Source organism: Bradyrhizobium sp. USDA 4461 (assembly GCF_054055655.1).
Genome location: NZ_JBSRXM010000001.1, coordinates 3,772,158 through 3,785,276, shown reverse-complemented (window position 1 = coordinate 3,785,276; position 13,119 = coordinate 3,772,158). Strand labels below are relative to the sequence as shown.

Here is a 13,119-nt window from a genome sequence, read left to right as displayed (position 1 = left end):
AGTCAATCGCGAAACTGACGGTGACCCGAAATCATCGAGGAGATGCTCCGGCCCGACATGATGTCTTCCCGGATCACCGCGTAAATGTGGACCAGCGCAAAGGTCACGATCACCCACAGGCCGAGATGATGCCAGGTACGGAGGTCTTGACCGTTCGGCCAGATTGCGAATACCCAGCCGAACAGCTTGTACTGCCAGCTGTCACGACCGGCGCCCTGCCCGTAAAGTGCAAAGCCTGTGACGATCATGAACGTGGTGGTCTGCGTGAACATGAAGAACATCGCGAGCTGAGCCAACCGATTGTGCCCGACGTGCCTTTCAGGCTCAGTTGCGAGGAAGGCGTACCAGCGCATTTCGCCGTACACTTCGCGCCAAAAGCATCTGCGCCAGAGAGGCACGCAAAAAATCTGCATGGCATGCGGGTTTCCCATCAAGGCCCAGTAGATGCGCAGCAGAAATCCGACGCCGAGCAAATATCCCGCCAAGAAATGCGCAAAGCGGATGTAGCCGAACAGGAAATTGCCGCTGGCCTTCCCCGGCATTGCCGGTGTCCCAGTTCCAATGAGATAACCGGTTACGCCGAGCACCAGAATGGCCGCCGCATTGACCCAATGCCACACTCGCACGGGCGCTTCATAAACGTAGTCGGCGCCGTGAACAGTCGGCGCTGCATCGACGATGGCAACGGTTTTCGGAGCCTTGTCCAGTATGGACCTAACGTACATTGACCGAAGCCATTTCTTGGCCGGAAGGATTGATCACGTGGGTCGAGCACGCCAGGCACGGATCAAAGGAATGGATCGTGCGCAATATCTCCAAGGGCCGCTGCGGATCGGCGACCGGAGTACCGATCAGGGAGGCTTCAAAAGCGCCAATATTGCCCCGGGGGTCGCGAGGAGAGCCGTTCCACGTCGTCGGCACGACACATTGGTAATTGTCGATCTTGGTGTTCTTGATCTTGATCCAGTGCCCGAGCGCACCGCGCGGCGCTTCAGTGAAACCGTAACCCTTGGCCTCATCAGGCCAGCTTTCCGGCTTCCACTTGCTGACGTCGGCAGTTGCGCTATTGCCTGCCTTGATGTGGACGATCAGCTTATCCTGGAAATAGCGCATCTGATGCGCCGCCCACTGGCATTCGAGTGCCCGCGTCGCGGTACGGCCAAGCGTCGAAAACAGCGCGGTCAAGGGAAGATTGAGCCCCTTGAGCAGTCTCGCGGCCGGCTCCTTGAATTCGGCTTTGCCTTGCGCATAACCGATGATGTATCGCGCCAATGGCCCGACCTCGACGGCGTGGCCGCGCCAGCGCGGCGCCTTGATCCAGGAATACCTGCCGCCTTCGTCGAGTTCCTTGATATCTGTTCTGCTGCCTTTGACCTTTGCCCCTAGCTCAAAATTCGGTTCGGTGATGCCATCCCAGGGATGCAGGCCGCTGAACTCGCTAGGGTATTTATACCATGAATGCGCGACGAATTCCTGGATCTGCTCGGGATCGCCATGGTCGATCGGCAAAATCTCCTCAAGATTGCCGCCAAGAATGACGCCGCGCGGCAGCTTGAGACTTTTCGCGGAACAGTCGTTAGCGTTTTCAGGGATGTCACCATAGGACATCACGCTTTTGCTAGAAAGCCCACCGCCATGCAGCCAGTCCTTATAGAAGGAGCCGATCGCTGCGATGTCGGGCAGATAGACCTGCTCGACAAATTCGATCGAACGGTCGATGACCGAGGACACCAGGTTAAGCCGCTCCATATTGATCGCACCGACCGCACCAGTCCCGTCGATGTTGATCGCGCAGGCTACGCCGCCGACCAGCCAATTCGGATGTGGGTTCTTGCCTCCATAGATGGCTTGGATCTTGACTATCTCCTTCTGGAAGTCGAGCGCTTCCAGATAATGCGCCACGGCCATCAGGTTCATTTCCGGCGGCAGCTTGTAAGCTGGATGTCCCCAATAGCCGTTCTTGAACGGACCGAGTTGCCCTGACCCGAAGAATTTGGTGAGCCTGATCTGCAAATCCTTGAAATAGCCAGGAGACGACAGCGGCCAGCGCGAGATGGACTGCGCCAGTGCCGAGGTGGACCTGGGATCAGCCTTGAGCGCGGAGACCACGTCGACCCAATCCAGCGCGTGCAGGTGATAGAAATGCACGAGATGATCATGCACAAGCAGGCACAGCTGCATGATGTTGCGGATCGAGTTGGCATTTTCCGGGATAGCGATCCCAAGCGCATTTTCAACGGCGCGGACGGAGGCGAGCGCATGGGTGCCGGTGCAGACACCGCAAATCCGCTCGGTGAACGCCCAAGCGTCGCGCGGATCGCGCCCGCGCAGGATGACTTCGATGCCACGCCACATCGTCCCGCTCGAGATCGCGTTGCGGATCACGTTGTCCGAATCGAGGTTGGCTTCGACGCGCAGGTGGCCCTCGATCCGGGTCAGCGGGTCGATCACAATTCGCTTGCCGGAACGATCGAGATTGAACCCGTTCGGTGTCTGGACGGCCACCGTCGTACTCCCTTCAAGTCGGCTTATTTTTATGAACTGCGCGATCCGGCTTGCGGGTGAATCGCTTCACGGCCGTGACTGCCGCGTGTGCGGCAACGGTCAAGCCAACCACGCCTGCAGCGGCCATGCCGATCTGATCGGCGTTCTTCTCGATGCCGAACTGCTGGATGGCCGTGAGCCGGTCGTAGAATGAACCTTTGTCCCAAAAGCCGTCTTCGGAGCAACTGAGGCAGCCGTGGCCGGATTGAACAGGGAATGAAACACCGCCGTTCCAGCGAAGCGCCGAACAGGCATTGTAGGTGGTCGGCCCCTTGCAGCCCATTTTGTACAGGCAGTAACCCTTGCGGGCGTATTCATCGTCCCACTCCTCGACAAATTGGCCGGCGTCGAAATGCGAACGCCGATAGCACTTGTCGTGGATGCGCTCGGAATAAAACATCCTTGGGCGCCCTTGGCGATCGAGTTCAGGAAGCCTTCCGAACGTGGTGATGAAGGTTACGAGGCCGGTCATGACCTCTGCGATGGGGGGACACCCGGGAACCTTGACGATCGGCTTGTTGGAGATCACCTTGTCGATCGGCACAGCACCGGTCGGATTGGGCCTGGCCGCCTGCACGCAGCCCCAGGATGCGCAGGTCCCCCAAGCAATGACCGCCATGGATGCTTCCGCCATCCACCTGAGCCTCTCAACGAACGGCTTGCCGCCGTCAATGCAGAACATGCCTCCCTCGTTCAGCGGCGGGTTGCCTTCGACGGCAAGCACATACTTGCCTTTGTACCTGGCACGGCTTTCCTGCAGGACGGCTTCGGCCTGGTGACCAGCCGCGGCCATGATCACATCGTCGTAGTCGAGTGAAATCATCGACAACAGCACATCTTTGATCAACGGATGCGCCGAGCGGATAAAGCTTTCGGAGCAGCAGGTACACTCGAGCCCGTGCAGCCAAATGACGGGTATACGCGGTTTGCTCTCCAGGGCATTGGCGATACTACTTGCTGCGAGCGGACCGAGTCCGAAGCTTGCGGCCGTTAAACTGCAGAATTTGTGGAAACTGCGACGCGTGATACCCTGACGTCTGATCACGCTGTAGAAAGTTTCCTCTATCCCGCCCATGAACCCTTCCAAGTGATGCGTCAGCCGTAACGATGCCGACGCTCAGCAGCAAGAAACAGGCCACTGCACAGCAAACATCTGACGGATACCAAGCAGTCGCTGGGGGACCTTCAGCGCGATTGGCGAGCTAGGCGCAGGCTGCGCAATTGACCACTTCTCGTGCTTAAGGTGTCCGATTTGGACCGTCGACGTGAGAACTCCAACAATCATCCAATGGCTCGCTCCTGGCGGCGAATGCACCATACTCGCTCTTTAAGTACGGCCGGCAGGATAATTGTCGCAGTTCGCGGGCACCGTGCTGAGATTTCGATCAGAATGGCTCGTTCCAAGCACTGGGTCCGATTCGTTCGACGCGGATAGCAAAGGACATTGATGCCGATCCGCCAGCAAGCACCATTTGCCGGTCATCCAAGCTACCGTCGAGCATTTCCGACGCCAAGCAACTATCGTACTATTCCGGCATAGACGATATTCTGGACCTGCTCGCGGTAGTACTTGCGGATCTCTCCGGGCGCGGCCGTCCCGACCACCACAACCAATCGCTCCTTTGGATCACAGAAAAATTGTGTTCCGTAAGCGCCGGTCCAGGCGAACTCACCTGGACTGCCCGGAACAGCCGAGAGACCCTCGCGTATGCGTACAGCCACTCCGAGCCCGAACCCAAAGCCGGCGCGGTGCGGCTCCACATGAGCGACCTTGTTTTTGATCTCTGGACCAAGGTGGTTGGAGATCATGTGATGCACGGTCTTGGGACCGAGAATTCGCCGCCCATCGAGCTCCCCGCCATTTAGCAGCATTTGCCCGAAGCGCACGTAGTCACCAACTGTCGCGAATGCACAGGCTCCCCCGCAGTCAAACTTGATCGGACTGTCAAGAAGCTCGATGCTTTGCGGCTTTCCGGTCAGCGGGTCGTCTTTAAACGGACGCGCGAGCCGCTCGCGTTGCGATCCCGACAAGTGAAAAGTGGCATCCCGCATTCCAATCGGCTTCCACACGTTGCTGGAAAGATACTCGCCCAATGGCTGCTCGCTAACCTGCTCCACGACAGCTCCGAGCACGTCAGTCGAGAAGCCGTATTCGAATTCCGTGCCCGGTTGGTGCGCCAACGGCAGCTTGGTAATGGCTTCGATGAAAGCCTGCTTATCGCCCTTGACCGGCGGAGCTGCGAAATCCGGATAGAGACGCGCCACTTGGTCTGCGCTATGCGGTGGCGCGCCATAGGTGAGCCCTGATGTGTGGCGATAAAGATCGTGGACGTAAATTGGAGAACTCTGCGCTTCGTATTTTAATGAGCCGTCGGGCTGCGGCACTCCCACCTTCATGTCTGCAAATTCGGGATAGTAATCCACAAGTTTGGCCCGCAGAGGCAGGCGACCTTGTTCCGTGAGGGTAAGGCCGGCGACCGCCACCATCGGTTTGGTCATAGATGCGAGCGCGAATATCGCATCGACCCGCATCGAGGTCCCTTTTTCAGGATCGAGCTGCCCATATGCCTTGTAGTGAATCAGCTTGCCGTCTCTGGCGATTGCAACCACTGCGCCCGGCACTCGTTTGGTCGCGATTTCCCGAGCGAAGAACTCGTCCAGTCTGGCAAGGCGCTGGCTGGAAACTCCGACGTCGTCGGCCCTCGCCTCCGGCAAAGGCGCGCAGTGTGCTGAATTGAAGCTGATACCGGCAGCCGCCGCGGCCGCAACGAGTTTGTTCATGGTATCCTCGCCAAGAAAAAGGGCCGATTTGACATGCGATACTGCCGCTCGGTTAGGACCGGACATGCTTGGCCAGCACACCGAAGGTGCTTCGATCCGGCTTGCGGCCCCTCATGCGCCCCTTCTGGCAGACCGTTTGTCAATGAGGGTTAGGGTGAACATGACCGCAAAGGCGAACATCACCATCCCGCCCGCAACCCAACTTGCTTCGCGCCAGCGCGATGCTTGGACGTAGTCAATGACGTAGGCTGACAACACCTTGGTGCGCCCAGGAATGTTGCCGCCGATCATCATGACGACACCGAATGTGCCGATCGTGTGAGCAAAGCCAAGGATGCCAGCCCTGAGGAACTCCAGTCGCGCGAGCGGCAGGCCGACAGTAATGAAGGCGTACAACGGAAAAGCGCGCTGACTTTCCGCAACTCGCCGCGGGCGGTCGCCCATTGCAACAAAGGCGCTATGGATCGGCTGCACCACCAAAGGGAGCGCCGAAAGGACCGACCCCACGACGATTCCCGCAAAGGTAAATGCGAGCGTGTGCTCGCCCCAAAAAGAGGCGAGAAGCCCGCCGGGTCCGTTCGGGCCGAGCAGGACGAGGACGCAGAAACCGAGCGCCGTCGGCGGCAGCACAAGCGGCAGCGCAATTATTGTCGCGACCGCCTCGCTCAAAACCGTCTTTGACCGTGCAAGCCACCACGCGAGCGGCGCGCCAATCACCAGCAGGATCATTGTCGTCACGCAGGCGAGCTCGACCGTGAGCGCAACGGATTGCCAGATCTCGGGCGAAAGGACATCCATGTGCGTCAGCCCACCGGTGAGAGCATGTCGCCATGCCCGCGCAGCGGTCGCTTGCACACCCGGCCCCCCGAGGACTCTCGCGCGCATCGCGTTTTGATCGGGTCCAGGTCCCACGAACTGGGCGCCGTGCCTGGCTTCGGCTGCACCGCTTGCAGGATGGCGACCGCATTCGTTGTGTTTGCTTCACCTGCCGCTCTTCGAGCCACGACGCGCCTGCGGATCGACAACATCGTGAACGACGACGGCTCGCGGGTCTCCGCGCCATTCACGACGCCTGACGCCCAGTTCGCCGCAGTCGTGAGGTGGATTTCTGGAGCCACAGGAGCATTCTCAAGAAACTCAATCGGGCGAATGCTGTCGCTCGAGCGGAACGCCTGAAATGTTGCAGTTTGCGTGCCTTGACTATCGAGCTTAGTGCTTGCGTTACCGCTCAACGCGAGCTCGGACCGCCTCGCCGGCTTTGGCGAGGTGGTACCCCTGCCGTCCGGCACGCGCGATCTCCTGGCGGCCACAACATTTATACGCGTTGTTTCTGCGAGCAACAGCGGCATCGCAAACCTCATCGGAAACTCCTGTGAGGGGGCCGCTCCGACCGATCAGACGGCGGCAGCTCCTCGCGCGCCATCCAGCAATCTCCGTGCCGCTTGCGAAATGTGGCGCGCTTTGTGCTTAAGCGAGAAAAAACCCACATGGACGCCAGCATCACTGTGCAGTGAACCCAACCCGCTGTCAGGTTCCCGGCATCTTTGTTCTCAAACAGACAGCGTCGGCAGAATGAACAGGAGAGCTGGCCGCCGACAGATGTCGGCGCTCTGAAATCAATAGATGCAAATCCTCACGTGATTCCGCACCGAAGTATTAATTGGTTTCTTTGTCTCCCGAGGCGAGCGTGTATAAGCGCCGAAGCCGGCTAAAGTCCTTCTGCGAGAATGGACGCGACCGAAAAACAAAGGTTTCGGAGTCCACGTATTCGGCTTGCGTGTCGCAGAGGACAAAGACAGGAGCTGCCGACCGTCACCCGGCAATCATGCGCGCACTGTTCTATGATAACGGAGCATACCGTGGGACATGCGTTAATCACCGACCCGCCCAAAGCACGTGTCGCAACGGATCTATGGCCCGTCCGGGCGGTGCAGTATATCGACCGTAATGGTGCCGCGGGCTCGAGAGACACAGGCACAGATCTTTTCGTTCGCGTGCTTTTGCTGCTCGCTGAAGAAAACGTCGCGGTGGTCGAGATCACCGTCGATTTCGACGAGATCGATGGCGCAGACGCCGCATTCGCCGCGCCGGCAATCCGAAATCACCTCGCAACCAGCCTCATTGAGCACGTCCAGCAATGAGCGATCTCGCGGAATCTCGATCTCAAGAGACCGATCTGCAAGGCGCACCCGGAAACCCGTCGGTCGGCAGTGAGCCGCTCGAGCCAAAGGTCTCGTAGCGCAGGGCGGATAGTGCGCGACCTGCACAGGCCCAGGCCCGGCGGGCGGCATCGAGCATCCGGATCGGACCGCACAAGAGGGTCAAGGCGTCGGGCGGCAGCGAGGCGAACAGGCCGTCGGAATCGAGCCTGCGCCCTTCGCTGCCTGGATGGACAATGAGCCGCTCGTTCAGCAAGGGGGCGAGAACGTCCAAATAGACGGCTTCCTCACGGGACGACACAGCATAATGCAGAGTGAAGTCGGCAATGCGGCGTGCCAGCGCCTGAGCCGCCCCGATCAGCGGCGTAATACCAATGCCGCCCGCGATCAGGCAGTAATGCCGGCAAGCCCAGTCCATCGGCAGCAGCGACGAGGGCGACGTAATTGTGAGCCGCGCGCCCGGCGCGAGCGACCACATGTATTGCGAGCCGCCGCGGGAGTCCTCCGCGCGCCGCACGGCGACGCGATATCCGGCAGCGTCGGCTTCGCCGACCAAGGAATAGGACCTCGTCTCCGGCCGCCCATCGATAGTGACGGCGATATTGATATGGCTGCCGACCGGATAGGCCACGCCATCAAAGTTTTCCGGTTTGATCAGAAACTCGCGGATCGAAGGAGTCAGATCGCGCGTCGCGACGAGCGCGGCTTGTGTCCAGTTTTCAATAAAAGCGCATGGAGATTTCCGTTAATCGCCCGCCATCCTGATGAGCGCCAGTCCTGGCAGCAGGTCAGAATGTGTCTTATTCCTGAGCACCAAGCGCAGATTGCGCGCCGCCACTCGGGCGTGCTCGCGCATGATTGCCGCGGCCCGCGCACCTTCGCGGTTTTCGATTGCATCGACCACGACGCGGTGTTGATCTTGCGCAATCAACAGTGTGTGGCGCGCGTCCGGTAGTGTCGATTGGGTCATCACAAAGCCGCTGGGCGAAGCGAATGGTAGCGCCGACGCGCGATCAACCTGCCGGATCAAAGGCGGACTGCGCGACAATTCGGTCAACAGCGCATGAAAACGCGCATTGAGCGCGACGTAGGAGGAGGAAGCCTCGGCGAAAATTGGATCCTGCCGCAACAGGCCGTCATCTCGTCAAGACATCCTTTTAGAGGCTCAAGATCGCGCGACGAAACACCGCGCTCGGCAGCAAAATGCGCGGCCAGACCTTCCACGGTGCCGCGCACTTCGATCGGATCCAAGACATCTCGTTCGGAGAATGCCTTCACCATGAAGCCGCCAGAAGGGATCGCTTCCAGAAGTCCTTCCTCCTCCAGCCGAACCAATGCCATTCGCACCGGAGTGCGAGATGTGCCGGTCGACTCCACGGCCTGCAACTCGGAGATCCGTTCGCTCGGCCGCAAGTCGCCCGACAGGATCAGATCGCGCAAGCTGAGCTGGGCGCGTACCGTCTGTGAGACGGAGCGGTCATTGTCGCGCTCGACCATGCCCTACTCCGCGGCCTGCCGACCGTGCTGCGGATTCTCGGCCTCGATCATGCGATCTATCAAGCGGCGGGCCCACATCGCGCCGGCATCGATGTTGAGGTTATAGAAGACCCGGTCGGGATTGTCGTCGATCGCGCGCTGCTGCGCCTCGAGAATGACTTCGTCCTCACGGAAGATGCCGGAAACACCTTGGCGAAGTTCGGTGGTCAGGCGCTGTTCGTTCAGGCGATAATTGCGCACGAGGCCCAGAAATAATGGCAGCTCGTTTCCGTTTCGGGCGTAATGGTATTGAGGACAATACCATTGACGCCAGCCGATCGATCGCCTTCGGGCGCGCCGGTTCCTGCGGGCGCCACTCCGACGTCGATATTGATGGTGCACGGCGCCTCGAAACGGATAATTTGCCAGCGGTCCACCGGACCAGGTTTTTGCAATTGCTTGGCCCAAAACGGCGGCGCGGCAATCCCCTTCATCCAGCGCGTTACGGTAGCGGTCTTCTTACCATGGGTGACGTCAAACGGCGCTTCCGTGATGGCGTCATTGCCAATGCTAGCGCCATGCACAAAAGTTTCGTGCGTCAGGTCCATGAGGTTGTCGACAACCAGACGATAGTCGCATTTCAGGTGAATGGTGTCACCGTCGCCGGCCCAAGCGGAATCATCATTCCAGTGCATGTCCGGCACCAGGCCCGGGTCGGCTAGCGCCGGATCACCCATCCACAGCCAGACGAAACGATCGCGCTCGACCACAGGATAGGCACGTACACACGCAGAGGGGTTGATCGTCTCTTGCGAAGGCATGAAGGTGCAGCGGCCCTGCGCGTTGTATTTCAGCCCATGATAGCCGCAGACGACGCTATCGCCCTCAAGGCGCCCTTTTGAGAGCGGCACCAACCGATGCCAACAGGCGTCCTCCAGTGCTGCCACCTCGCCGGTAGCGCGCCGATACATCACGACGTGCTTGCCGCAGATCGTGCGCGGCAACAGTGCCTGCCTCACCTCTGTATCCCAAGCGGCCGCGTACCAGACATTGGTCGGAAAGCAATGGCTCATGCGCCGATTCCTCACTTAGGGACACCACCAGTATACACTCACTCGAAACAGGCCGAAAAAGTGACGGTTACGCGAGCTTACAGTGGCGTTCTTGTATACAGAAACGGAGACTGTCGTTTCTGCGCGGCCATAGCGAAGCATGTGGTGCGCGCATCAAAACAGCTGCCGCCTGAATTCAGGCTTGCTATCGCGCACATCCGACGGGATCTCGCCCTTGCACTGACGCGGCCTCGTACGGCTATCGACGTGGTTCCTGGCCTGCATAGGGGCGCAACATCGGGCGTTTCTTAGCCGGCAACACCGTCCCTTTGCCGGGGTCCGACGTCGACGACTTGGTGCCGAGATCGGCCCATGCTCTCAAGTCATCCAGTGCGTAGATGACGCGACCGCCGATCTTTCGATACGCTGGCCCCGTGCCATATGTGCGGTGCTTCTCGAGCGTGCGGCCGGACAGGCTAAGATAACGCGCAGCCTCCGGCGTACGCAGGAACCGCGTCGACAGACCTGACATCTGATCGGGCATTTGAGAACTCCAGGTGAGAGGCTGGCCGCGAGCGGCGGCACTTTGTCGTGCCAACATCATGGAGAAGCGCGCTCTCTGGAGGGATACCGAATATCGAGGAGGCGACTTTCGGCACCCTCCAAGTTGAAGGGCGCTATTAGTCCCCTGCGCCCTGCCGGCAAGCCTTCTTGTATTTAGCGCCCGCTCCAGCCTACGACATTGGTCAATCACGGCTCGCGGCTGCGAAGACGTCCATTAGGTGATCTGGCGCCTTCGCAAGGCGACGCAGAAACGCTCCGCGCATAAATTCTGCCGAACCATCCGGTTTCACCAGATCACCACTTCTGTACTTGAGTGCGCTCACCGTCGTCCGATTGTCGCAACTCATTCGAACTCGCCAGTACGTTCGCAGCCGGAACAAGTCACATTGGTCTCGTCATACCTGGCAATGCGTTTAGAAAAAGAACGCTCAAAACGCCAAAGCGGAATGATCGAAGCTCCATCGTGACGCCAAGGCAACCAAACGGCTCAGCGACCGCCCGATGCAGATACGCCTGACGTCGAGCAACCCGCTAGATGTCGCACGCTTCCATCGCATGGATGCCTCCGATCCAAACAATCAACGTTATCAATGAAGCGTACTGTCGCATCAACGTCAGCGGGCGAAGCGTACCGATAACTCCAGGAATTCCATGCCGAGACATAACTCGGGCAATTTGCCAGCAAGACGCGGCGATGCTGAGCAACCTTCGCGATCGACCACACAAATGCCATTCGAAGATTCAAACAGACCTCGTCAGAAGAAAAGCGGCTTATCTGATAGCGACTCGATCGTCTGGTTGGGCCTCTGGTGCAGATCTTGCTTGACGAAGCACGATAACGTAACTGAACGCCTGCCTTTGGAATGACGCGCCGGCTCTCGGAACCGTCTTCTATCGGACATGGCTAAAATGACAGCCTCGTATGATGCCGCCGCCTCTCAACGACGCAGCGGCTGGCATGCGGGTGTATTCGGGAAGGAAGCGTCATGACCACCATGGCAACTGCGGTGTCCGCGCGCGCACCGCAGACTTGGTATAAAATTCTCTACGTTCAAGTGTTGATCGCGATCGTGCTTGGCGCCATCGTCGGCTGGCTGTGGCCGTCGGTCGCGACCAACGACTGGGTAAAGGCACTCGGTGACGGCTTCATCAAGCTGATCAAGATGGTGATCGCGCCGATCATCTTCTGCACCGTCGCATCCGGCATCGCGCATATCCAGGATGCAAAGAAAGTCGGGCGCGTCGGCATCAAAGCGCTGGTCTATTTCGAGATCGCATCGAGCTTTGCCTTGGTGTTGGGCCTTGTCATGGGCAACCTGGTCCAAATCGGCCATGGTCTTGCGGTCAAACCGGACGCCGCGGCGGTCGCCAATTACGTCAAGCAGGCGGAAGCCTCGAAGACCGTCGACTTTTTTCTCAATATCATTCCCGATACCGTGGTCGGCGCCCTCGCTCGCGGCGATGTTCTGCAAGTGCTCCTGTTCGCGATCCTGTTTGGCTTTTCGCTAATGGCGCTTGGGGAGCGTGGAGAACGGCTGCGCGGCATGATTGACGACGTCGCGCACGCGGTGTTCGGCGTGATTGCCATCATCATGAAAGCGGCCCCGATCGGTGCGTTCGGCGCGATGGCTTTCACGGTCGGCAAGTTCGGGCCGGCGGCGCTCGGTAATCTGATCGGGCTAGTCGTACTATTCTATGCGACTGCGGCGATATTCGTGATCGTCGTGCTCGGCCTGATCGCGCGGATCGTCGGCTTTTCGATCTTCAAATTCATTATCTATATCAAAGACGAGCTTCTGATCGTGCTCGGCACCTCGTCCTCGGAAAGCGCGCTACCGCAATTGATGGAGAAGCTCGAGCGGCTGGGCTGCTCAAAGCCCGTAGTTGGCCTCGTGGTTCCAACCGGCTACTCCTTCAACCTCGACGGCACCAACATTTATATGACGCTTGCGACGTTGTTTATTGCCCAGGCACTCGGGGTCGATCTCACCTTTGGCCAGCAGCTCACGATCTTGCTCGTGGCAATGCTGACCTCGAAGGGGGCAAGCGGCGTCACCGGCGCAGGTTTCATCACCCTGGCCGCGACATTGTCGGTGGTCAACCCCGCGCTGGTGCCGGGCATGGCGATCGTATTCTCGATCGACAAGTTTATGAGCGAGGTACGCGCCCTTACCAACATCACCGGCAATGGTATCGCTGCCGTGTTCGTGTCCTGGTGGGAAGGCGAGCTGGACGACGCTACGCTGCACGCTCGGCTCAAGCAGCCCGCCGCTTCGACCAGTATCGATACACGAGCATCAAGGAGGTAGGCTCCGGATCTTATTCGTGATTTCAAGGCATGTTCAATTGAGTGCAGTTAGCTCCCTGGTTCGTTCGCAGTTCAAGGCGGCACAGCTGACTTGAACCGCGGATTGCGCTTTTTTCGCGGATCTGCGGTTCACACCACTTCCTCCATGTCGCGCGCCAACCACGTTTGAGAATTCCACGCAAACGAAGTCGCTTTTTTGACGGATATTTTTGGCGCGCCGTGACGCGAAAGCTGC

Annotated in this window: 8 protein-coding genes and 3 pseudogenes; 1 reads left to right on the top strand and 10 read right to left on the bottom strand. The window is 59.2% G+C overall.

Going from position 1 to position 13,119, the window contains the following annotated elements:
- Positions 1-2: 2 nt before the first annotated feature.
- From cybH to ACVINW_RS17660, 10 genes and pseudogenes are all read right to left on the bottom strand, one after another.
- Entirely contained in the window at positions 3-725 is a 723-nt protein-coding gene (gene cybH / locus ACVINW_RS17705) for a Ni/Fe-hydrogenase, b-type cytochrome subunit (protein WP_456752488.1), read from the bottom strand.
- Positions 715-2,505 (bottom strand): nickel-dependent hydrogenase large subunit, encoded by a 1,791-nt coding sequence (locus ACVINW_RS17700; protein WP_456752487.1) that lies wholly within the window; start codon positions 2,503-2,505, stop codon positions 715-717. The genes cybH and ACVINW_RS17700 overlap by 11 nt, the downstream gene beginning before the upstream one ends.
- 13 nt (positions 2,506-2,518) lie before the next feature.
- The gene (locus ACVINW_RS17695; protein ID WP_456752486.1) at positions 2,519-3,619 is read right to left on the bottom strand and encodes a hydrogenase small subunit; all 1,101 of its coding nucleotides are present in this window, start codon (positions 3,617-3,619) and stop codon (positions 2,519-2,521) included.
- Positions 3,620-4,062: 443 nt separating this feature from the next.
- Positions 4,063-5,325, bottom strand: a complete 1,263-nt coding sequence (locus ACVINW_RS17690) for a serine hydrolase domain-containing protein (protein WP_456752485.1) — start codon at positions 5,323-5,325, stop codon at positions 4,063-4,065.
- 111 nt (positions 5,326-5,436) lie between these two features.
- Positions 5,437-6,123 (bottom strand): molybdate ABC transporter permease subunit, encoded by a 687-nt coding sequence (locus ACVINW_RS17685; protein ID WP_456752484.1) that lies wholly within the window; start codon positions 6,121-6,123, stop codon positions 5,437-5,439.
- 5 nt (positions 6,124-6,128) lie between these two features.
- Positions 6,129-6,674 carry a hypothetical protein gene (locus ACVINW_RS17680; RefSeq protein ID WP_456752483.1) on the bottom strand — a complete coding sequence of 182 codons (546 nt, stop codon included), beginning with the start codon at positions 6,672-6,674 and terminating at the stop codon, positions 6,129-6,131.
- Positions 6,675-7,235: 561 nt separating this feature from the next.
- A pseudogene (locus tag ACVINW_RS17675) lies at positions 7,236-8,208 on the bottom strand (PDR/VanB family oxidoreductase).
- Positions 8,209-8,229: 21 nt separating this feature from the next.
- Positions 8,230-8,981, bottom strand: a pseudogene (locus ACVINW_RS17670) (GntR family transcriptional regulator).
- 3 nt (positions 8,982-8,984) lie between these two features.
- Positions 8,985-10,033 (bottom strand): annotated as a pseudogene (locus tag ACVINW_RS17665) (aromatic ring-hydroxylating dioxygenase subunit alpha).
- Positions 10,034-10,271: 238 nt separating this feature from the next.
- Entirely contained in the window at positions 10,272-10,556 is a 285-nt protein-coding gene (locus ACVINW_RS17660; RefSeq protein WP_456752482.1) for a helix-turn-helix transcriptional regulator, read from the bottom strand.
- 1,006 nt (positions 10,557-11,562) lie between these two features.
- Between ACVINW_RS17660 and dctA the strand changes: the two genes are divergently transcribed.
- On the top strand, positions 11,563-12,885 hold the full coding sequence (gene dctA / locus ACVINW_RS17655) for a C4-dicarboxylate transporter DctA (protein ID WP_456752481.1): 1,323 nt from the start codon (positions 11,563-11,565) through the stop codon (positions 12,883-12,885).
- Positions 12,886-13,119: the final 234 nt, after the last annotated feature.